This is a genomic window from Thalassotalea ganghwensis (assembly GCF_053485795.1).
On the sequence record NZ_JBQRUM010000022.1, the window covers coordinates 26,726 to 49,264 of the forward strand.

Sequence of the window (22,539 nt, forward strand, 5' to 3'; positions counted from 1 at the left end):
TGCAAAATATTCAAATTACTGATAATCACCAAGGTTCCAGTTACCAATATCATCATCAGTACCGGGTTCACCATCTGGCCCCATTGAAAAGATATCCATTTTGCCATGCTCACCTGGATTGAGCAGTTGATAATCATTTCCCCAAGGATCTTTCGGTAAGCGCTTAATATAGCCCCCTTCTGGAAATCGTTTTGGCAACGGTTCAATATCAGTTTCCGTCACGAGCGCTTCTAGCCCTTGCTCTGTCGTTGGATAGTTATAATTTTGTGAGCGATACATACCTAATGCCGTTTCCAACGCACCTATATCAATCACTGCTTTTTGCTCTCGTGCTGTATCCTGGCTACCCATTAGGTTAGGAACAACCATACTTGCCAAAATTCCCAGAATCACGATGACAACCATGATCTCTAACAAGGTAAAACCTTTCATTTTATGATTACGTGTTAATGATTTCATTCTAACTTCCTATCATCGTATTAAGTTGTAATATCGGTTGTAGTATTGCCATAACGATAAACAACACCACACCAGCCATACTCACCATTATCGCTGGTTCAAGCGCTTTCAATGAAATATTCATCAAAGCTTCAAATTCTCTATCTTGGTTATCAGCAGCACGAGACAACATATGCTCTAACTGACCACTTTTTTCACCGCTAGCAATCATGTGTAGCATCATAGGTGGAAATAATTTCGTTTGCTCTAACGAATGCCTAAGGCTTGCACCTTCGCGAACTTTATCTGCTGATTCTTTCACCTTTTGCTTGATGTGTAAGTTATCTAGCACTTCTCCAGAAATCCGCATACTCTCAAGTAAAGGTACGGCACTTGCCGTCAGGATACTTAACGTACGCGCAAACCTTGCCGTGTTTATTCCACGTGCAACTTTACCTAACCCTGGTAAGGTCAATAGCTTTCGATGCACTGATAATTTAAAAGCAGGCTTTCGCATCATTTGATTGAAGCCAACCATCACTAAAAGAAAGGCTATCAGTATATACAAACCGTAATTCTGTAAAAAATCACTGGTAGCAATTAAAAATTGTGTTGTTTGCGGAAGGTTGGCGCCCATATGCTCAAACTGACCAACTATCTGTGGGACAACTTTAGTTAATAAAATAACAATAACGCCAACAGCCACCACCGTCATGATGATGGGGTACACTAGTGCTTGTATCAATTGCGAACGCAACTGTTGTCGTTGTTCGGTGTAGTCTGCTAGTCGGTTTAATACTTTGTCTAAGTGGCCGGATTTTTCACCTGCTGCCACCATCGCCCTAAACAAATGGCTAAACACTTGCGGGAACTCAGACATACTTTCTGCTAATCCATAACCCTCAGTCACTTTAGTGCGTACAGCCATGACCATACTTTTGATGGTATTTTTCTCGCACTGTTCAGCAACGGCTAACAATGATTCCTCTAATGGAAGACCTGATTCGACTAATGTTGCTAACTGCCTGGTGATTAACGCTAATTCGGCTGCTGAAATTTTTTTACTGCGGCGAAATGAGCCTCCGACCGAGTTTTGTTTCGACTTTTGTAAGCTGGCGGTTACTTCGATAGGGATTAAGCCTTGCTCACGAAGCATTGAACGCACCTGTCTTGGTGTATCGCCTTCAATGACCCCTTTTTTGTTTTTACCGCGTTTATCTACCGCTTGATAATCAAATGCTGCCATAAGGAGAACTCTTAATCTTCTCGTGTTACACGTAGCACTTCTTCAAGTGTAGTGATACCTTGCAATACTTTATCAAAACCATCACGGCGTATACTTGGTGTATGTTTGCGAATATATCGCTCTATCGCCTGCTCACCTTTACCGTTATGTATTAGCTCTCTGACATGCTCATCAACAACCAGCAACTCATGAATACCGGTTCGGCCTTTATAACCTTTAAAATTACACTCTTCACAGCCAACAGCGCGATAGATCGGTGTTTGCTCTCCAGATTCAAAGGATAATATCCGTGCTTCTTCATCATTGGGCATATGACTTTCTCGGCAATGAGGGCACAGCGTACGTACTAAGCGTTGTGCCAAAACCCCAAGCAAGCTAGATGATAGTAAGAATGGCTCCACCCCCATATCTTCCATACGCGTAATCGCACCAGCAGCCGTATTGGTGTGTAGCGTTGACATCACTAAGTGACCGGTTAAACTCGCTTGTACACCGATTTGTGCTGTTTCTAAATCGCGAATTTCACCTACCATCACCACATCAGGGTCTTGACGTAATATCGCTCGAAGACCGCGAGCAAAGGTCATATCAACTTTAGTGTTAACTTGCGTTTGGCCAATACCTTCAATTGCATATTCAATCGGATCTTCAACGGTTAGTACATTACGCTCTTTGTGATCAATTTGGCTTAAGCCAGCATACAAGGTAGTACTTTTACCTGAGCCCGTTGGTCCAGTCACTAATAGAATTCCATGTGGCTTTTCTATCAACTGCGAAAACAACTCTCGGTTACGTTCAGTCATGCCTAAATCTTGCAAATTCAAGCGCGCTGAATTTTTGTCTAGCAAACGTAATACCACACGTTCACCATGACCTGTTGGCATTGTTGAGACACGAACATCAACAGCCCGTCCTGCAATTCTTAAAGATATACGGCCGTCTTGTGGAATACGCTTCTCAGCAATATCCAGTTTGGCCATGACTTTAATACGCGATACCAGCAATGATGCGAGTTTTCGGTTAGGGTTGAGTACTTCCCTTAAAACGCCATCAACACGAAAACGAATTTGTAGGCTTTGCTCAAACGTTTCAATATGAATATCTGAGGCACTTTCTTTTATCGCCTCACTTAACATCGCATTGATCAACTTAATGATAGGTGCATCGTCTTCATTTTCAAGCAAGTCTTCTGTCTCGACCATCTCATCTGCTAATGAATAAAGATCAACTTCATTACCAATATCTTCCATCATTTGCTGGGCTTCTGAGGAATCTCGTTGATATGCTGTCGTTAGCAGTAATTCAAAATGCTCTGGCGTTTCAATTTGAATCGACAGTGGTTGTTTAACCAATCGACGCACTTCGGTAAGTACATCAACATCAATCGATGCTAAACAATGGGCTATATAGCTTTCATCTTTGTGCTCTAACAAAATGTGATGACGTTTAGCAAAGCCAAAAGGCAAATAAATTGGCCCTTTGGGTTGTTGCTGTTCAACTTCCTCTCCAATAGAGAGCGTTTCAATTAATTCACTTTCAACAACGTCAGACATTTCACTACTCATTATCATCTAATAGCTTCTTGACTTTCTTTTGTTCACTGTACTCTTCGAAAGACGGTGGTAGCACAAGCGCATCATTCCACTCAGGTAACAATGGTAGCTTTTCATCATCCATTAACGATAACCCACTCTCACGTCTACGAAGCTCATCAGCACGAATATAGTTGTATTTTTCTTTACTGATATCGTTCATTGCAACACCATCTCGAACAATGGTCGGTTTTAAGAATACCATTAAGTTACGCTTTCGCGTTGTCGTACTTGTTGACTTGAATAAATTCCCTAATAACGGGATATCACCAAGTAATGGTACTTTCTGTTGGCTTTCTTGCACGTCTTCATCAATCAATCCGCCCAATACGATAGTCTGGCCAGTATCTGCCATCACCGTCGTTTTGATATTACGTTTGTTGATTGCAATATCGACACCTGTTGCACCACTTACAGAAGATACTTCTTGCTCAATGGTTAACTGCACACCCGTTCCTTCATTAACACGAGGAGTGACTTTAAGCTTAATACCAACTTCTTGACGCTCAACCGTTTGGAATGGGTTACCATTATTACTGCCAGCGGTAGAGCCAGTCAAAATAGGTATCTCTTGCCCCACTAAAAACTCAGCTTCTTCGTTATCAAGTGTAGTGATACTTGGTGTTGCTAAGATATTAGAGTCCGTATCTGAGCTAACGGCTTGAATAACCGCACCCCAATCATTTTTCAATAAACCGAACATCATACCATTGACAGAGCCAAGTACTTGAGCAGCTAAACTGTAATCACCTTCAATATCAGGTTCATCTGGGTTTCTAGTCTCCGATCCGTTTTCACTAATAACTACAGTACCTTTTTTTCCAGGTTTTGAACGAGCAGCTTCTGCCGCTGCGGCAATTGAGCTTATTGGTGCAGGGCCATTATTAAATTGAGTAAAGCCGCCATCTTCGGAGTACCATTGTACCCCTAAATTCACACCGTCACTTTCAAACACTTCAACGATAATCGCTTCAACTACCACTTGCGCACGACGAATATCAAGTTGACGGATCACCGCACCTAAAGAACGCAACATGTCGGGCTCTGCAGTGATCACTAAGGTGTTAGTATCTTCGTGCGCGTCAATACTAACATCTCGGTTACTTTGTCCACGCTGACGAGTTTTCGTTGAGTTTTCTTCAGCTTCAATTGAGGCACTTACCCCTTCAAGCACCTTCACTAAATCCTCTGCTTTAGAGTACTTTAAATAGAAAACCCGAGTGTTGCCGTTAGTTTCCAGTTCACTATCAAGACGAGAAACCAATTTAGTCACGCGATCACGCGCCTGTTTCTCGCCACTAACAATAACACTATTAGTGCGATCATCTGCGACGATTTTAGGGATCAAAAAGGTTGGTGTACCAGCGCCTTTACCACGAGAATCTTCACTCATCGCTTCAATGATTCGCACCATCTCTCCCGCAGAAGCATGCTCTAACTTGATGATCTCAATGCCCTGATCACCTGCTTTATCCACTCGCTTGATAATGTTAACTAAGCGATTAACCACCGCTGCAGTACCCGTTAACATAATAACGTTAGCTGGGTCATAATTCGTTACTGTGCCACCGCCGGCTTGATCTGACATTTGCCTTAAAAGCGGTGTTAATTCACGAACCGTGACGTTTTTAACTTCAACAACACGGGTAACCATTTGGTCACCCACACCTGGATTGCTCTCATCGACGACAGGAATAGAAGAAGATTTGGCTTCTTTATTACGAATAACTTTAATTATATTGTTATCCATTTCTACAGCTGAAAAGCCGTAAACTTCAAGGACATTTAAGAAGAATTGATAGTATTGCTCTTCGCTGAGCAAATCATAGCTTCTAACATTAACCTTGCCACGAACATTGGGATCAACAATCATGGTTTTTTTAAGGTTCTTGCCAACAATATTAACAAACTCTTCCAAGTCAGTGCCTTTGAAATTGGGTGAATACTGTGCTGCCATCGCAGAGCTTAACATTCCACCACATAAGGCTACTGTTGAAAGAAGTACCGATACTTTTTTGTACCACGGCGCAGCTACTGATTTGCGCATGAAAAATTCCTTAACACTAATTGGTAATACTAAATAAAATCTCGGTTAAATCGCCATCGCGATCTACCACTAACGAGATTTCCTGTTGTTCTTTTAATTCTTGTAATGCTTGAGCCGCATTACTTGGAATAGTCAAATCATAACCGTTAATTTGTACCGCGACATCGCCAGCTTTGAGGCCAGAAGCGGTAAAAAATTCTGCCTTATTACCCGGCATTAAACTATAACCGATGATATCGCCATTTTTTCGTTTCGGACTGATCCGCAGATAATCGATGATATTACCGGGATCGTCTTGAATATCTTCTTTTAGTTGTTGAACCGATTGCGATAAAGGCGCATCATCACGTCTATCAACAATCTGTGGTGCGTCAAAGCGATTTTGGTTATCCTCACGTGAACGCTCATTAGTGACTCTACGTTCATTACGTTCTTGTCCTTTGCGATATTTAATACCATCGAGCATTAACGTTTCTAAACTGCCACTAACATTGATAATTACCCGATCAGAATATACCGTTTCTAACGTTGCTCGAGTTCCGGTAATCTTATCATCGATACCATAGGTCTCTTGTTTGCCACTTTTTTCAATGATTGCTGCGGCTGTAGAGGTTTCATTAGTTGCAACGACACCGGTTAAAGTTAAATTTAATTTTGTCTCTGGGGCATCTTGAACTTGTACCGGTGCAACCTTAGGTTTGTCAGGGCTGTGGACACCAAACAAGTTCATCTTCTTTAATGCAGTAAGATCGACTGTTTGCTGATTCTTATCTTGAAAATTTGATGATTGAACCGCTGGAACCGTCAAAAAATTCGTCGCATCATCAACCGTCAACCAAGTAATTTTTGCCAATAAAAACGCCATATAACACAGCACCGCTAGGGTAAGCACCTGTGCTACCTTCTGCTGAGGAACTTTCGACAGCATTTCATCAATATTTGATAAATTATTCGGGAATTGCATATGGCTCTTTACTTTAAAATCGAAAAGTTAATAAATCGTTACTGATAATACGTGAGTGTTGGCCAAGCAACAAGTTTACTATGTGAATTTTTACTAATATTTACAAAGAATGTATTATTGTCTGTTATAACACGAGCAAAGATATCCTTTGCTCTAAAAAGTAAGTGGTAATATGGCAAAATAATGCATTCAAGTCAAAAATCAGAACAGCCTTCAGTAACTCGTCTCGATAAATGGTTGTGGGCAGCAAGGTTTTATAAAACAAGGGCGATTGCAAAACAAATGATCGATGGTGGTAAAGTGTTTTATAATGGCCAAAGAACGAAATCAGGCAAAACCGTCAGCATAGGTGACGTCATTACCCTTCGCCAAGGTTATGATCAAAAAGACGTTAAAGTTATTGCCTTAGCCGATAAGCGGCGCGATGCCACATTTGCCCAAACCTTGTATCAAGAAACAAAAGAAAGTATTGAATCAAGAGAAAAAAATGCTCTGGCTCGCAAACAAGGTATCTTGTTAAGCCCAGCTAGTGATACTAAACCAGACAAAAAGCAACGTCGACAAATTCGACAACTTAAAGAAAGGATCTAATTCGTGAGCAAATCATTCGATCAATTAAATCGTTATTTATTCGATGATCTTCATGTACGAGGTGAGCTTGTACAACTTGAAAAAAGCTTTACAGAAATGATTGCGAATCATGACTATAGCGAAGGTGTAAGGCAGCTAATCGCAGAATTACTTGCTGCGACAAGTTTACTTACCGCGACCTTAAAGATAGAAGGTGAGATCACCGTGCAATTACAAGGCGATGGCCCTGTCGGTTATATTGTCATCAACGGAAACCACTTACAGCAAATGCGTGGCATTGCCAAAGTAAGTGAAACAACCGAAGCTAAAGGTTTGCGAGCGCTTATTGGCAAGGGCAATATGGTTATCACCATCAGACCTAAACAAGGTGAGCCTTATCAAGGCATTGTTGCTTTAGAAAAAGATACACTTGCTGCTTGTTTAGCCCATTACTTTGAAGTTTCTGAGCAAATCCCAACTAAGATTTGGCTTTATTATGATGATCAGGCCAAGAAGGTCGCAGGTAGTTTAGTTCAGTTACTTCCTGATGGTGATAACAAAGAACAACAGTTATTAGATTTCGAACACTTGTGTCAGTTAACCGACACGATCAAGGCGGAAGAGGTTTTTAATCTCGATGCAGAAACGCTTCTTTACCGCTTATACCATCAGGAAAAGGTTCGTCTTTTTGAACCTCAGCACGTAACATTTCAGTGCAGTTGCTCTGAAGAAAAGTGTTTGAATGCCATTGCGCAAATTGAACCTGCTGAGTTAAAAAATATTATTGCAGAACAAGGGAGCGTCAACATGACCTGTGACTACTGCCTTACTGAATACATTTTTGATGAGGCAAAACTAGAAAGTTTCATTAATGAGACCAAGCACTGATAGTAATAGTTCCCTAGTATTCTACTAGGGAGCCATTTCCTCTGGACTGTCATCTCGTTTGCCTTGCTCACTAAATTATTTTCAAACAAAGAAGAGCACAAATTTACAATAAGGTTACAAAAAATAACAACACTATGAATTGGTGCTCAGTTTGTCACTAAAAATGTACAACTGTACCTAAAAATGCACCATTAAAGCTAATATCAGAGTAAAGATTATTTAAATCATCTAATGTTAATTTAACTTCACGATAGCCCATGGTGATATTGATATCAATTGCTAAGTTATCAACCAGTTCATAGCTAATACCTGCTTGGTAGTCATACAAGGTATGATCTTTTACTGAAAGAAAATTACCTTCAGCAAAGAAGTTAAATCCTGTAAATGGCAAACCAATATTAGTTCTTGCATAAAGCATAGGTACGATTTCGTCGGTAGATATTCGACTTGTTTCTACTGAGCCATTTATCTCCCCAGAAATACTAACACTACCACTAAAATCTCGCCCAGTTACACCAAAATCAAACGATAATAAATCATTATCAAACAACTCATAGTACAAGGTGTAATCAGTAAACTTAACATCAAAGTTTGCCATGGCAGTTGAGTTACTTTCAAAAGTGGTATTATTAAACTCAAACTCCGTTGTCAGTAACGCTTGACCATCAGATTGAAGTGTGGCCTGAGAAATTTTGGCGTTCGGTATCAATGGCAGTGGATGCTCAACAGAAATGAAATAACTGGTTTGCTGTTCATCTGCTAAATTAAAGTCAACTTGCTGGCTACTACTACCAAACTCTCCGGAGCTTGCTTGATCCCAATAACTGGCTCCAAGATAAACTCCAATAGCATCTGCTTGCGCATTTGAGCTTACACCTAACGCCACCAGCGACGCCAATATTACTTTATTCATTGTCATTTTATCCTTGACTAAGTAGATCGTTTAAATCAATAAGTGCCGCATTGGCACGGGAAATATAATTCGCCATTACTAAAGAGTGATTAGCAACCATACCAAAGCCGGAACCATTTAATATCATTGGGCTCCAAATTCCTTCTTGACTTGCCTCCAACTCGCGCATTATTTGCTGCAGACTTACCACTGCATTTTTCTTCTCGAGTACATCGTGAAAATCAATTTCAATCGCTTTTAAAAAGTGTAGCAAAGCCCATGTCGCGCCGCGAGCCTCATAAAATACATTGTCGATTTGCCACCAACTGGTTTTTAGTGCTAGTTGGCTTTGACTAAAGGTTGATTGTCTGGCGGCATTGTCGCCAGCTAAATCGATATTTAATTGTTCTCTACCAACACTAGCACTTAGCCTTTGTGAATAGCTTCCCAATCGTTTTGTAACTTCGTGAAGCCAGTCTCTTAAGTTATCTGCACGAGCATAAAATTGTGCATTTTGAGTGTTAACGTCAGCCAATTCTTTCCGATATGCATACAGGGCGTTAATTGCTTTTCGATATTCTCCCTCTGCACTTGGCATTGCCCAGCTAGTGTGATCAATATTTAATTGCGGTTGAGCAATTTTTAAATGCTTGTTTTCCATTGACTGAGATTGAGAGCGGCTTAATTCCTGCCTCATGATCAGTGCCATATCTCGCACCATCTCAAGTGCACCAAGTTCCCATGATGGGATATTGTCTAAAAAAACCGATGGTGGCAAAGCATCATTCGCTAAATACCCTCCAGGCTTATCTAGTAGTGTTTCAGTCACAGCGATTAATGTTGTGGTGGTTGTATAACCGACCACGGGGGTAACATTTTCTTTATTGGCATCTTGTTGAACCCGAGCTTTAATATCAATTGCTGAAGGCTCAAAGCTCCAATATACCCCAACAAAGTAAAGCAATACAAAAATTGCTGTGACTAGTGAGGCTATGGTTTTATATGAAAAATTAACAGTCATCTTTTACTCCTCATGATGGTGTTGATGGGAGGTGCTTTGACGCTTAATACTTTGTACAGGTATCGTGATAGTTTTCTTTTCGTTGCCTTCAAAAAACAGAGTTAAAGTCGCTTCATCACCATCATTCAATGGTTTGACGATATCAAATATCATTAAATGATAGCCACGGGGTTGCAAAGTAACGTCACTTTTAGATTCAATTGTTAAACTATCTCGTTGACGCATGCTCATCATGCCATCATTCATTACATGCTCATGAATCTCAATACGTTGACTAAAATCTCCTTGAGCCCCAACCAACACTGCAGCCTTATCACTAGCATTACTGATTGTCATATATGCCGATGTCACAGACGTGCCGGGGATTAGTGCGCGGATGTGACCATCTGTTACGGAAATATTCTCTTGAGCAGCGCTTATTGGAGCTATCACACTCGATATTGTTACGATCACAGCTACTAAAAAGTGTTTCATCATTGTTGCTATACTTCCTTTGTTAATTTTACTAAGGTAAAGAGGTTTTATTTAATCTAAGTTAATGACCTATGAATAATTTAATTATCTCTCAAGAAGAAAATAACGTACTCACTATTACCCTTAATCGTTTTGATAAAAAAAATGCCCTTAATACAGAAATGTATGCTGAACTGTGCCGACTTTTTCAACACGCACAAGCGCAGTCTTCCATTCATTGTGTGCTTATTCAAGGCAATGAGCAATGTTTTTGCGCCGGTAACGATTTAGCCGACTTTATGCAACATAATCACGATGAAGAGTTTATCGCCTTCACCTTTATTAAAATTTTAGCGCAATTCACTAAACCTATTGTTGTTGCAGTTGCTGGCCCTGCTGTTGGTATTGGCACGACACTATTATTACACAGTGATTATATTATTGCTGCTAACAACAGTAAATTTAAGCTGCCATTTTCACAACTTGGTTTGTGTCCAGAAGCTGCATCTAGTGCATTGCTAAGTCTAAAGCTTGGTCATAACAAAGCGTTCGAATTACTAGTGCTTGGCGAAACATTTGGCCCAGAGCAAGCATTATCTTATCAACTGATTAATCAACTTTGCCAACCAGAAGAGTTGCTAACCTTGGCAAAAGCGGTGGCCGATAAAATAGCGCAGTTGCCAAATGACTCAGTACTAACCTCGAGAAAGTTATTGAAGCAAGCGATGCAAGAGAATGTCTCAAAAGCGCTTGAAAACGAAGCTGAACAATTTTCGCGTTTACTCGCGACTACAGAGTGTCAGGCTATTCTCGCTAGTTTTTTTACTAAATAACCTCAGCTCTGCATAAGGAACGCATTTCTACCGCCTATTTTTACTTACTTCAGCGTTTTATTGTGGTGAAATAGCTGGCTATTCCTACCACAATACGCCTTGAATTAAGTATAAAGTAGCGCGCTAGAAAGTCACAATAAACTTAAGCGTTTGATTATATTATTTTCGTGCGATTTCTTATACAAACCTGAGATTAAATAAATCATACTGGCCAGTTTTTATTCTGCGTAGGTTTTATTAGGTTTATCTCTAACCAGCAACCAAATTAACACCGCAGCGATAAGAATTGGCCAGAACATACCAAGCACGACTAACGCAATTGAGCCCGCAACCAATATTCCCACAAAGATAAGCGTACCAAACACACTAAGTATAACCGCAACAACCGCTACCATAATGACAACCACCACCAGCGCTGATATGCTGATCGCTTTTAATGGCTCAACAATACTGTCTCCCGCATAAACATTAATATCAAATAACTCGATTAAGCTCGCCCCAAATACAAAAGTTAAAAAGAATGTCGCAAGTGTTGCGATAAATAATGATTTTATAAATGACATAAATCCTCCGAGAATCTTAACTTTTGTTTTGGGTGATTAATAATTAACGACTAGGTAAGACCATGGTCGCAATGATATACGATACTGCTGTAACAACAGGAAAGATAAACAATGACACTAAAGCAGCAATTCGCACTCCTGTAACCGACAAGTCATAATGCTTTGCAACACCGCTGCATACGCCCGACAGTTTTTTATTTACGTTGTCTTTAGCCAATTCTCTTTCAATACGATATTTCCCGTGATAACGCATATTCTTCTCCTTACCACATTGTTAGTTAACGTGGTGGCACCTTATTTAAGTGTGCCACCTAGGTTAGCGTTAGCCATTAACGACTTTCTTTTTTAACTCAGCAAGTTCTGAATCAATGGTTTCATCTTGCTCTAAAGTTTTGAATTGACTATCAAGGTCTTTGGCTGCTGTTAAGTCATAAGCCTCAAGTTCAGCCTCAACACGGTCAATTTTTTGTTGGTAGCGTTCAAACTTACTAATCGCTTCCTCAATGTTGTAAACATTTTCTTTTTCTCTTACTTTTAAGCGAACTTGCGCTGATTGTTGACGTATTAACAATGCATCTTGACGGCGTTTTGCTTCCGTAAGCTTTTCTTGAATTCTGGTACCGTCTTCTTGTACTGCTGTTAAAAACTCTTCAACAGTCGTTAATTCTTCCTTCAAAGCCGCTAACTCATGACTTGCTTTATGCTTTTCAGTGAGCGCTGCTTTTGCTAAGTCATCCCTGCCTTTCGCTATCGCTAGTTCAGCTTTGGTTTGCCATTTATTCATCGCTTCAGTGAGTAAACGCTCTTGTCGCATTAACGATTTTTTTTCTGCGATATGCTTCGCTGCCGTTGTACGAACTTCTACCAATGTTTCTTCCATTTCGTTGATGATCAGTTTGATCATCTTTTCTGGATGCTCTGCTTTGTCCAACATGTTGTTAATGTTGGCATTGATGATGTCGGTAAATCTTGAAAACATGCCCATAATTGTTCTCCTAGTCTTCTGAGTTTGTTAAGTTAAATGCTGAGTTGCTAGGTAAGTTGTTACTTGCTACCAACACCTTTTTGTCACCACCTTTGATGGATAATGCTAATTGATGCATACTCTGTTGAAATGATTGCTTAATTTCTTTCTCAAGTGCTTCTTTTACTTGCACCTCTTGTGCTGTTAACGTCGCTTCAATAGATTGAGTTAACTCTGTGTCTTGTGCGCTAGCGGTTGCTGACATACCTAAACTAACGACAATTGTCACAATGCCAAATAATGTCTTGGTAAATTTCATCATCGATATCCTTGGTTTTGGTTAATTACTATTTTTAATACTGCTTTGCCATTCTCTATTACAATTGACGTGCCAAAACTTAAAATTTACGTAAACCACTGTAATAAAACAAAAAATAATACAACCTACCGATCACTCACCATGGAGACATATTATGTCGCAGCAAAATTATCGTCATATTGACGATGCGATTGGTCAAATTGACTACTTGGTAATTATCAAGATATAAATCAATTCAGAATTGAATTGCTGCGCGGTATCGCAGCAACTAGAAAAGCTAACAATGAAAGGGTTGATGATCGATTATTCGCTCGCACAAGTGGCTAATGGTAACTCTGTGCGTGCCCCCCACTCTCCCCACGAGCCATCATAAACACTGATTTTTTCATAGCCACAAAGCGTTGCTGCAAGTGCTAAAATACAAGCAGTGACACCAGAGCCGCACGACATGATTAATGTTTTATCATCAGAAATTTCCTGAGAAAACGTCGCCTTTAACGCCTCAACTGGTTTGAGCTTGCCATCATGCAACAACTGCTGATAAGGTAAATTGATTGATTGAGGTATGTGCCCTTTTCTGACGCCAGGCCTAGGCTCTTCAACTTTACCAGCAAAGCGTTCTTTAGCTCGAGCATCAACAATGGAGATATCTTCATTTGATATAGCTTCGAAAACTTGCTCAGTCTCGCAAAACATATCAATGTTTTCTTTGGCGATAAAGTTACCTTGAGCAATAGAATTATCATTGATAACTGCTGGTTCAGTGGGTAACCCTTGTCGAATCCATTCAGGTAAGCCACCATTTAACACCAACACATCCTGATGTCCCATTGCTTTAAACATCCACCACACTCGAGCTGCAGAGAACAAACCTAAATCATCATACACCACTATTTTAGAATTTTGGTTGATGCCTAGGGCACGGGCTTTTTCTTGAAAGATGGGGTGTTGCAATCGAGCATGAGGGTATGGTGCGCTGTGATCTGAAAAGTCTCCATTGATATCACATCGTCGCGCATTAGCAATCACTGTCAAAGGCCAGCTTGCTTGGGGTTTTGCCGTATTGCCAATCGGAGGAATACTGGCGTCTAAAATAATCAATTCAGGGTGTTTTAAAATATCAAAGAGCTGCTGACATTCAATGAGTGGCGAAGTAGGAGTATTCATATTGGTAGCAATCGATTTATCAATTATTGCTGTTAACTATGCACCAACATTAAAGAAGAAAAAAGGGAAAGGTTACTCCAATAGTCAAATTTATATTCAGATTGGTAAAGTAGTAGTTATGCGTCAAGACTACCAATGCAATCTTGGTTTAATCGATAGCTTTTATCTTCTATAAAACTAACAATGATTGATAATCCCATAATCAATAAAGCTGGGGATACTAATAGTAACGCCATCATCGATAAACTTAACATGATTCATTTCCTTTGCTTACGTTTAAATTTTATTAATTCTGCTGCGTTTAATTGCAGCAGATATTACTTAAGACGTAACATACGTAACAAAGGTTGTGCCATATATAGCACTTTTTTTTAAGTTACTGTAAATGAAGAAGTTTTAATTAAGAAAAATATCGTAGTCATTGAAGCTCCGTTAATCCATTACACTTATCGAACGGATTTAGCGAATTATTGGTCAATATCACCACTTTTTTACTTTATTTTATCAGTCGGACAAACGTCGTATTTCCCATTATCAGGACATCATTTCTCGATATCGGGATATTTTTCAATATCGAGAAAAAATTAACTTAAGGCTGTACAGTACCAACTAACGAGAATGCCTCTCGTAATAATTCACTACCACGGATATCTTTGCTGCTATTTTCACTTAAATAGCGTCTAAATTGTCTCGCACCTGGCAGACCGTTACATAGCCCCAACATATGACGCAGTACATGCCACGGTCGGCCGCCTTCAGCCATATACCTATCAATATACTCAGACATAATCTTTACAACTTGCTCACGAGTGATAACCGGCGCAGTGCTCTGCCAAAGCTCTTGATCAGCCATGGCGAGTAGGTAGGGGTTCTGATAAACCTCACGACCGATCATCACCCCATCTATATGCTCAAGATGCTCTTTTGCCGAGGCTAACGATTTAATACCGCCGTTAATCGAAATCTCTAACGCATTAAAATCGTTTTTAAGTTGATAGACTCGTTGATAATCCAATGGCGGTATTTCACGGTTTTGTTTTGGGCTTAAACCACTAAGCCACGCTTTACGGGCATGGACGATAAAGTGCTGACATCCCGCTTGAGAAACCACCTCGATAAAGCGATGCAAAAATTCATAACTGTCTTGATCGTCAATACCAATACGTGATTTTACCGTAATTGGTATATTAACCGCATTTTGCATGCTGCTAACACATTCTGCGACCAATTCTGGCTCGGCCATCAAACAAGCACCAAAACGCCCGTTTTGCACGCGATCAGAAGGACAACCGACATTAATATTGATTTCATCGTAACCGCGCTGCTCAGCAATTACTGCACATTCGGTCATCGCGTTAACATCGCTACCACCGAGTTGTAGCACCACCGGATGCTCTTCTTGGTTAAACGCTAAGTAATCACCACGGCCAAATAATATCGCACCCGTGGTAACCATCTCGGTATACAGCACCGTGTGTTTAGATAGCACGCGATAAAAATAGCGACAATGACGATCTGTCCAATCGAGCATGGGCGCAACGCTTAATTTGTGGCATATTGGCTTTTTTTGAATCATTTACAATCACTATTGGTAGATTTATCGAACAAAAAAGGAGTATTTTGAAAAAATATCTCTATTAAAGAAACATCGGTGCCCCTTTAGTGCCTCTTAAATAGTAGGAGTAAAGAAATTCCGAATACTAGCAAGTAGCATTTTACTTTTTAAATGCCCAAATTTGAAGTTCATTGAACAACTCTTCTCATACTGGCAGTAAGGTGATATCTTTAAACAAAGATATAAATTCGGCAAAAACTGTAAAAGAAAGCAACCCTATAATCTGTACCAACTGCAAAACTTCTTCTTCATCTACATTAGGGATTATTGAGTTACCTTTACCCTGTTGTCTGACGGCATTTTGTAAGCAACCATGGCTAAAACTTGGTAAGACTCCACGGAAACTTGCCGCCCGCAACTTACCGAGAAAAATTAGAAAACTCTAGTTTAGAGGTGATTCACTAACGGGGAAGTGGACATTTTATTTGGGAGGAGGAATCTTGGCTTTAATAAATAGATTCTGTATTAATTGACCACTACAACTATATGAACTATATGCTGTATTTAGGAGTTAGTATCTATCGAAGCTTTCTTTTTATCGATAATTTTTTCATCGGAAAGTCCGACTTTTTTACCTGGTAACTTTTCCACTAATGCCGCAGGTTCTTCAGTATTCAATAATTTAACTACAGCAGTCGTCGCAATAATACCCGCAAAAAAAGCAGACAATGCGGTTATATATAATGGCTTTCGATTTTGTCTTATATGCGTATGGAATTGATCTTCAGATACATGAAGCTCCCTGCTAAACTTTTTTAATTTATTTAGAGAGTTAGCTACTTTATGAAAATGCTCTTGTTTATCTTTATAATTGGCTCCAAGCAAATCTTGCGCTTCATGTGCGTCAGCCATTTTTTCTGACCAATTACCTATTATATCCGACAGCTTAACTTTGCCTGAATATTTACGTGTAATAGAGTCAATATCTTCCAGTATCGTTGTCAGCCCCAACTCTAAAGCATCAAATGAAGCTCTAAAGCAATGCCTTTCAGCTCGGCTTAATTCCTCGTATTGCTCACTTACTGACGTTGCATAGAAAGCCTTGGTTATGTGGTAAGAACAATAACGTAGCTCATTAATGGCAGGGATTAAAATGCCATTTTTTATGGGATCAGAAATTTCAGCACTTTTTATATCGACTTCAGCTTGAATAAAGCTTTTAATAAAGGCTTCAAATTTATCTTTATTCTCAGATTTGATGGCTTTGAAATCACCCGATACGGATAAAGATTCTTTTAACTTATCTATAGGGTGCAAAGAATAGGTATCATCTTCAACACACTCATTTTCTTCAATCAATTTTTCAATTTTAGATAGAGGAGAGCTTTCACTTGTAAAATCATTAGCCAAAATACTACACCAACATTATTAAGGTTACGCTTTGACAAGTTTTCTCTTACTTATAGCACGCTTACGTGACTCTAACTGAGCACGTGTTGTGTAATTTTTCATTTGTAAAGAGTTACTTCCTGAGGAATATTTGCTGATTAAATTATCAACAAATTCACGTATCCTTGTTTCTTCTTTAGTTTTATTTCTATCAAAAAATTTTAACATTTAAAACTTGCAACTGAAAGAGAATTTCAATTACATTCCTCATATTTTATTAAATAACTATGTTTATTTTGACGAGCAAGACGCACAGACGTACTCATAAGTATAGACTAACTAACATTAACCATACTCCCATACATCCGATTGTCAACTATAAATACATTAAAAATTCAGTCAAAACCCATATATTGGCGCAGAATTATACAGAAGTTAACGTTAAAGGACAACCAAATATTATTCAAGAAGCACACAGACAAAGAACTGTCTAGTAGATCACTCATTAGCAGAGCGTTTAAATACCCTATTATACCCTAAAAAATAAAACTCACTGTAACCTGATATAAAAGGGAAATAAATTAAATCAGTCCAATCGAGCATCAAAATAACTCTACCTCAATGTTTTATTAAGACTTTTAGTTCTTTGTAAATTTGATTTAGATCGAAATAAACTCGTTAATAGACTTTAAATTCACCGAAGGTCCATAGCAAATAATTAGAGTTCTCCCATAAGTTCCCCAGAAAGAGTAGGACGATGGTTATTTATGTTTAATTTCGAATAAAAGTAAACACTCAAAAAAAACACTAAAACCATGTTTTATATGGCTTTTTCAGCATAGTTAATTGTGTTTTTTTGAAAGTTTATTTAGAGCAAATGAAAATGGAATTGATCCAAGCAAGCTCTTAAAAAAGCCTTGTAATGTAGCATCAGAGGAAGCATAAATTATGAAAAAAAAGAAAAAACCACATAACTCATTGATAAATAAAAGGTAGGCAGGGTTAAACGTGAAGGGCTTTGGGTATTGTTTTATGTCAATTGTATATAAAACAATCAAAACTAAAAGTTCCCTTTAATCACCTCAAGATACAGACTTTGCTAAAAAATTTGTCCGATCGAGCATCGGAGCTACAGAGAGTTTATGAGAAAGAACGTTATTGAGATTAACTGGTTGTGACAACACAGAATTAGCCTTTACAAGAAAAATCGATAAGCAACCGAGCGCTCATCCAAACAATATTATATAACGGTTATTATATCACCCTCGACGCGCTATGCCTCTGTTAATTACAACAAGGTTTGTTCATAGGTCATTATTGCAAATTATGGAATAATCAATTGTCTTTAATAGCTATTCCTAAAAACTTTAACAAGCTTCACACTATTCCATTATTACCACAAAACATATCCTGAAAAAGCGCTTTAATCTAGCGTTAGCTTTAGCAGGGTTATAGTTAATTTATCTCTTAAGGAGAGTGAAATGAAGCGCCTTTTTTCGGCTTTTTGGCTGTTGTTGTTAATAGTATCTTCCCAAACATGGGCGAAGAACATTGAAAAATATACTGAAGAATATATTGATAGCAAACATGGTAAGATTTATATAGCGACACTCGGCGAAGGTGAACCAGTTATTATCGTTAACGGAGGACCTGGAGCTGGACACCGCGTATTCTTAGGACACTTGGATTTCATAGCAAATGCTGGTTTTAAAATAGTTTATTTTGATGATACTGGCAGAGGGCGTTCTACACGGGAAATTGATGACAAATTCACTCCTCAAATGACTACTGATGATATTGAAACCATAAGAAAACATTTAAAAGTCGACAAAGTTACACTTTTAGGCCATTCATTCGGTGGCATTCCAGCAATGCAATACGTATTACAATATCCAAATAACGTTAGGAAGTTAATGATGATTAATGCTTCTTACGATGATAAAAGCCAACAAATGAATGCCGATAACTTTATCCATATCATGAAAACACGTTACCCAGAGAAATGGGAAAATCTTTCAGCTATTGCAGCATCCGGAATCTCAGTCAATGATATGGTTTATCTTAAAGAACTATTTAAAGGCCCTTTTGCGACAGAATTACAATGGTATGACGCAAACAACAGTGAAAAGTTATTTAAGGTACCTTCAAAAGACCCTAGAGATAAATTCAATCTACAAGTTTATGCTGATATTATCGGTGATCGACACGACGGTATCATCAACGGAACATTAGTTGGTACGTCCATCATCAATAAACTCGACAATTATAAAACTCCTACGTTAATTACTGCCGGTAGATATGATAACGCTTCAACTCCTCAACTTGTTTTAAGGTTGAAAAAAATGCTACCACAAGAGATCACGTCTTACACAATTTTTGAAAAAAGCGGACATTGGCCATGGATAGAAGAAGAGCATTTTTTTCAAACAACAATTTTGGGCTTTTTGAAGTAATATAATAGGAAAATAAAGATTTTGATTTAATTAAGGCTTACGAGTATCGTTGGCCTTTATGAAAATAAGACATAATTAGATAGATATGTTTTATTTTAATCTCGCCTAGTTATTATTATTTTTGCGTCAGGACAAAAAACATCCGTATTACCCGTTATAATTACTACTATGCGTCATTCTATGATTGAAAGACTATCTGTGTTTTCAGTTGTACTTTGGAGGTAACCCTATGGCACAGACACTAAGCGCACTTACCTATGAAGATATTGAATTATTTTGTCAACAAGCACTACAAGAAGGTGCTTCAGTAACTTTAGAGTCTTTGCTAACTGAATTTCCCAATGACCCTATTGATGCAGTTGCTTATTTTCATCAATGGCGTCAACATCAACTAAATCAATCGCTAGCCGATTCGCCACAAGGATCTGAACTTAAAGCCGAAATACCGCCCACTATTACCCAAATATTGCAACAAGAGATAGCCAAGTTGCAAGCCAGCCAGGTGAAAGATCAACAAAATTTACTTGCTCAACAACGTGACATTGAAAAATTTCTTATCGATAAAAGCCGAGAGTTACAAGCAAACCTTGCCAGTCAATCTAAGTTTGTAGATGAAAGTCATCGACAGCTTGAACAACAAGCGAAAGAGTTTCAAGAGGAGTTGAAAAAACTCACCAATGATTACACTCAAGAGATTAATACTTTAAAGCAACAACATCAGCAATCGTTAATCGCACAACAGCAAGCACATCAAAGTGCCATCGAAAACGTCATCAACGAAAATAAAGCGCAACTTACTCATCTTAATGACCAAGTAGAGCGGTTAACCGAACAAAATAAGCAACTTAAAGCAAAGGCTCAGGAATACTTATCGAGTCATCAACAATTAAATGATTTACACACAAAGGCCATTCAACTTGAACAGCAATTAGCCGAAGAGAAAGCAACGCAAGATCAGTCTACTTTAGCTGCAAAGCTGCAATACCAAGAAAGCCTCAACGCATTGCGCGATGCTCATCAACGAGAATTAAAAGAGTTAAACGCTATTCACCAAAACGAACTGGCTAACATTCTCTCTGAGAAGGAGACGACGATACAAAAAGTTAATCGGCAGCTAAACCAAGCTTTAGCTGAAAACCAACACCTGAAGACCCAGCTTGTAGCTACTCAAGATAAAGCGAGTAACCAAAAAAATCGTCATATTAATACAAGCAATGACGCTGCTAACCAGGATGATAGGAACGCTAAATGGCAAGCTACTCTTGACCAAGCCAATGCGAAAATTAGTTTACTTGAGCAACAATTATCTCAGCAAGAAGTCGGCGCTAAGGAAGAAAGCGATGCCAACGCCCTTGAAAAAGCAGAACGCATGATCACCATCTTACGCAATGAAAACAATAAATTAGCCAATCAACTTGCTCAAATTAAAACGAATTCAGTTGCAACAATTGAACGTTTAACCAGTAAATCCGATCAAGCGGTATCTCGTATAAAAGAACTTGAATCACAACTTGATTTAGAGGTACAAACCAACAGTTCAGCCAAAGAAGAACGAGTGAAACTCAAAGAGCAGCTCGAGCTAATGAAATATAATCAAGCGTCAACTTTTGAACGATTAACAAACAATGCAGAACAGGCAAAAGCCAAAATACAAGCATTGGAGCAGAAGCTTGCCAATCTTAATCGTTAACTCAAATTTAAAAGCTTAGATTATTAAATAACGGTTCTATTAACGTTTTTTGATGTAAGCATTAGTAATCTGAACAGGAGAATTAATAATCTGCCCTTTCGTATATCCCTCACCGCTAAGCTTTTCTTTGGGCATTTGGTGGATTTGGTCGAGTATTTCCATCCCTTTGATCACTTGACCAAAGACGGCAAAGCCTTGTTTATCTTTATTTCTATTGGCGCCATGATCAAGGCCAAATGAATCTTTTACTACGATAAAAAAGTGAGCTGCGCTGCCAGTTCCAACTTCGGCTCTTGCTAACGAAATAGCGCCACGCTTGTGAGTTAGGCCTGTTTGTTGAGTAGATTCATGTTTTATCCCTGGTAAGGAAGCGCCTTTTTGAACAAAACCACCTTGTACAACATCGATTTGGGGCGTGCCTTGATCATTATCCGCCCTCACTATGCGATAAAAACCTTTTTCATTGTCACTGTTTACGTAGTCAATAAAACTATTAACCGACAGTGGTGCCTTGTCTTGATAAAGTTCAATTTCAATAACACCGTATGGCGTAGTTAATTGTGCTATCGAGTTCGCGAAGACTGGTGTTGAAAGGCTAACGAGAAAAATAACGAGTGACGGAATAATTTTGCCCATTGGAAGTCCTTGCCGATTCAGGTTAGCCTATTAGACACTATTAAGAGCCACAGTGGTAGTAAGGGTTTCCATCTTCGGTTAGTTTTGTTCGGCACGACAACACCATATAATCACCATTGGTGCTGACACATTCGTAAATGTCATCGCTACTACTAATCAATGCTTCATTAGCTACGCATTGCTTATATGAGCTACCTGACATATTTTTGACATCATTGTAATTTTGATTAGCCTCTAACCTTAAAGAGACAATCACCGCACTCAGTACCGCTATAACTAAGCAAATTTGGTTGCAGTAACGTTCTAGCATGGCGTTCACCTTTTCTACTTTTTATTATCAACAAACAATTAGCAAAAAGTGAGCCTATTTATTAAACAATTCTAATTTTTATGAAAAAAAACAAAAAAGGCCGCTTGCGCGACCTTTTTCTTTAGACGTGATGTCTATCTAACTATCAACAATTAGTATTCGGGCTGTCCTTGCCCTCACTTCTTCTAAGCCGCACTTTGTGCGTGCTAATTTGCTCCAGACAAATTAGTCGATGATTTTACTCATAACAAATGCAAAAAGGGCCGCTTGCGCGACCCTTTTCTTAAGCACTTTGGCTAATCAAAAATTAGTCAATAATTTTTGATACAACACCAGCACCTACTGTACGACCACCTTCACGGATAGCGAAGCGTAAACCTTCGTCCATCGCTACTGGGTTGATTAGCTCAACAACAAACTTCAAGTTGTCGCCTGGCATTACCATTTCTACACCTTCTGGTAACTCTACTGCACCAGTGATGTCCGTTGTACGGAAGTAGAATTGTGGACGGTAGCCTTTGAAGAATGGTGTATGACGACCACCTTCAT

General features: G+C 38.9%; 24 protein-coding genes. 5 read left to right on the plus strand and 19 right to left on the minus strand.

Annotated features, from left to right (window positions below; all coding sequences use genetic code 11):
• Nucleotides 1–15: 15 nt before the first annotated feature.
• Genes gspG through gspC form a run of 5 tightly spaced genes read right to left on the minus strand, consistent with a single transcriptional unit; the run spans nt 16 to nt 6,287 of the window.
• Nucleotides 16–459, minus strand: coding sequence for a type II secretion system major pseudopilin GspG (gene gspG / locus ACSLUH_RS17600; protein WP_448569439.1), 444 nt, complete (start codon nt 457–459; stop codon nt 16–18).
• Between the two features lies 1 nt (nt 460).
• The gene (gspF, locus tag ACSLUH_RS17605) at nt 461–1,684 is read right to left on the minus strand and encodes a type II secretion system inner membrane protein GspF (RefSeq protein ID WP_448569441.1); all 1,224 of its coding nucleotides are present in this window, start codon (nt 1,682–1,684) and stop codon (nt 461–463) included.
• 11 nt (nt 1,685–1,695) lie between these two features.
• On the minus strand, nt 1,696–3,249 hold the full coding sequence (gene gspE / locus ACSLUH_RS17610) for a type II secretion system ATPase GspE (protein ID WP_448569485.1): 1,554 nt from the start codon (nt 3,247–3,249) through the stop codon (nt 1,696–1,698).
• Nucleotides 3,242–5,323 carry a type II secretion system secretin GspD gene (gene gspD, locus ACSLUH_RS17615; RefSeq protein WP_448569443.1) on the minus strand — a complete coding sequence of 694 codons (2,082 nt, stop codon included), beginning with the start codon at nt 5,321–5,323 and terminating at the stop codon, nt 3,242–3,244. Before gspD ends, gspE begins: the two co-directional genes overlap by 8 nt.
• A 16-nt stretch (nt 5,324–5,339) precedes the next feature.
• Complete coding sequence (gspC, locus tag ACSLUH_RS17620) at nt 5,340–6,287, minus strand: type II secretion system protein GspC (RefSeq protein ID WP_448569445.1); 948 nt, start codon at nt 6,285–6,287, stop codon at nt 5,340–5,342.
• A gap of 183 nt (nt 6,288–6,470) precedes the next feature.
• On the opposite strand from gspC, the gene hslR reads away from it, so the two are divergent.
• Together hslR and hslO are read left to right on the plus strand one after the other, a co-directional pair.
• On the plus strand, nt 6,471–6,878 hold the full coding sequence (gene hslR / locus ACSLUH_RS17625; protein ID WP_448569447.1) for a ribosome-associated heat shock protein Hsp15: 408 nt from the start codon (nt 6,471–6,473) through the stop codon (nt 6,876–6,878).
• A 3-nt stretch (nt 6,879–6,881) separates the two neighbouring features.
• Nucleotides 6,882–7,745 carry an Hsp33 family molecular chaperone HslO gene (gene hslO / locus ACSLUH_RS17630; protein WP_448569449.1) on the plus strand — a complete coding sequence of 288 codons (864 nt, stop codon included), beginning with the start codon at nt 6,882–6,884 and terminating at the stop codon, nt 7,743–7,745.
• Between the two features lie 157 nt (nt 7,746–7,902).
• On the opposite strand, the gene ACSLUH_RS17635 is transcribed toward hslO, so the two are convergent.
• Genes ACSLUH_RS17635 through ACSLUH_RS17645 form a run of 3 tightly spaced genes read right to left on the minus strand, consistent with a single transcriptional unit; the run spans nt 7,903 to nt 10,135 of the window.
• Nucleotides 7,903–8,658, minus strand: a complete 756-nt coding sequence (locus ACSLUH_RS17635) for a TIGR04219 family outer membrane beta-barrel protein (RefSeq protein ID WP_448569451.1) — start codon at nt 8,656–8,658, stop codon at nt 7,903–7,905.
• 7 nt (nt 8,659–8,665) lie between these two features.
• Nucleotides 8,666–9,658, minus strand: a complete 993-nt coding sequence (locus ACSLUH_RS17640; RefSeq protein ID WP_448569453.1) for a DUF2333 family protein — start codon at nt 9,656–9,658, stop codon at nt 8,666–8,668.
• A gap of 3 nt (nt 9,659–9,661) precedes the next feature.
• Nucleotides 9,662–10,135: a copper chaperone PCu(A)C gene (locus tag ACSLUH_RS17645; protein ID WP_448569455.1), complete on the minus strand. Its 474-nt coding sequence runs from the start codon at nt 10,133–10,135 to the stop codon at nt 9,662–9,664.
• Nucleotides 10,136–10,203: 68 nt separating this feature from the next.
• Here ACSLUH_RS17645 and ACSLUH_RS17650 point away from each other — a divergent pair, with 68 nt between their 5' ends.
• The gene (locus ACSLUH_RS17650) at nt 10,204–10,944 is read left to right on the plus strand and encodes an enoyl-CoA hydratase-related protein (protein ID WP_448569457.1); all 741 of its coding nucleotides are present in this window, start codon (nt 10,204–10,206) and stop codon (nt 10,942–10,944) included.
• A gap of 218 nt (nt 10,945–11,162) precedes the next feature.
• On the opposite strand, the gene ACSLUH_RS17655 is transcribed toward ACSLUH_RS17650, so the two are convergent.
• The 8 genes from ACSLUH_RS17655 to ACSLUH_RS17690 form a co-directional block, all read right to left on the minus strand.
• A complete protein-coding gene (locus ACSLUH_RS17655) occupies nt 11,163–11,507 on the minus strand; it encodes a hypothetical protein (RefSeq protein WP_448569459.1) in 345 nt (114 codons plus the stop codon).
• A gap of 43 nt (nt 11,508–11,550) precedes the next feature.
• Nucleotides 11,551–11,760: a PspC domain-containing protein gene (locus tag ACSLUH_RS17660; protein ID WP_448569461.1), complete on the minus strand. Its 210-nt coding sequence runs from the start codon at nt 11,758–11,760 to the stop codon at nt 11,551–11,553.
• Between the two features lie 69 nt (nt 11,761–11,829).
• On the minus strand, nt 11,830–12,492 hold the full coding sequence (gene pspA, locus ACSLUH_RS17665) for a phage shock protein PspA (RefSeq protein WP_448569463.1): 663 nt from the start codon (nt 12,490–12,492) through the stop codon (nt 11,830–11,832).
• A gap of 10 nt (nt 12,493–12,502) precedes the next feature.
• Entirely contained in the window at nt 12,503–12,793 is a 291-nt protein-coding gene (locus tag ACSLUH_RS17670; protein WP_448569465.1) for a hypothetical protein, read from the minus strand.
• Between the two features lie 300 nt (nt 12,794–13,093).
• Entirely contained in the window at nt 13,094–13,957 is an 864-nt protein-coding gene (locus tag ACSLUH_RS17675) for a sulfurtransferase (protein ID WP_448569467.1), read from the minus strand.
• Between the two features lie 116 nt (nt 13,958–14,073).
• Nucleotides 14,074–14,211: a hypothetical protein gene (locus ACSLUH_RS17680; RefSeq protein WP_448569469.1), complete on the minus strand. Its 138-nt coding sequence runs from the start codon at nt 14,209–14,211 to the stop codon at nt 14,074–14,076.
• A 335-nt stretch (nt 14,212–14,546) separates the two neighbouring features.
• Entirely contained in the window at nt 14,547–15,533 is a 987-nt protein-coding gene (dusA, locus tag ACSLUH_RS17685) for a tRNA dihydrouridine(20/20a) synthase DusA (RefSeq protein WP_448569471.1), read from the minus strand.
• 543 nt (nt 15,534–16,076) lie between these two features.
• On the minus strand, nt 16,077–16,922 hold the full coding sequence (locus ACSLUH_RS17690) for a hypothetical protein (RefSeq protein WP_448569473.1): 846 nt from the start codon (nt 16,920–16,922) through the stop codon (nt 16,077–16,079).
• Between the two features lie 1,460 nt (nt 16,923–18,382).
• On the opposite strand from ACSLUH_RS17690, the gene ACSLUH_RS17695 reads away from it, so the two are divergent.
• Together ACSLUH_RS17695 and ACSLUH_RS17700 are read left to right on the plus strand one after the other, a co-directional pair.
• Nucleotides 18,383–19,354 (plus strand): alpha/beta fold hydrolase, encoded by a 972-nt coding sequence (locus ACSLUH_RS17695; protein ID WP_448569475.1) that lies wholly within the window; start codon nt 18,383–18,385, stop codon nt 19,352–19,354.
• Nucleotides 19,355–19,583: 229 nt separating this feature from the next.
• Nucleotides 19,584–21,044 carry a coiled-coil domain-containing protein gene (locus ACSLUH_RS17700; RefSeq protein WP_448569477.1) on the plus strand — a complete coding sequence of 487 codons (1,461 nt, stop codon included), beginning with the start codon at nt 19,584–19,586 and terminating at the stop codon, nt 21,042–21,044.
• Nucleotides 21,045–21,083: 39 nt separating this feature from the next.
• Here ACSLUH_RS17700 and ACSLUH_RS17705 read toward each other — a convergent pair whose 3' ends face one another.
• The 3 genes from ACSLUH_RS17705 to ACSLUH_RS17715 form a co-directional block, all read right to left on the minus strand.
• Nucleotides 21,084–21,680 (minus strand): peptidylprolyl isomerase, encoded by a 597-nt coding sequence (locus ACSLUH_RS17705; protein WP_448569479.1) that lies wholly within the window; start codon nt 21,678–21,680, stop codon nt 21,084–21,086.
• A gap of 40 nt (nt 21,681–21,720) precedes the next feature.
• Nucleotides 21,721–21,990 carry a hypothetical protein gene (locus tag ACSLUH_RS17710; RefSeq protein ID WP_448569481.1) on the minus strand — a complete coding sequence of 90 codons (270 nt, stop codon included), beginning with the start codon at nt 21,988–21,990 and terminating at the stop codon, nt 21,721–21,723.
• A gap of 307 nt (nt 21,991–22,297) precedes the next feature.
• On the minus strand, nt 22,298–22,539 hold a 242-nt coding region (locus tag ACSLUH_RS17715), incomplete at its 5' end, for an EF-Tu C-terminal domain-related protein (protein WP_448569483.1).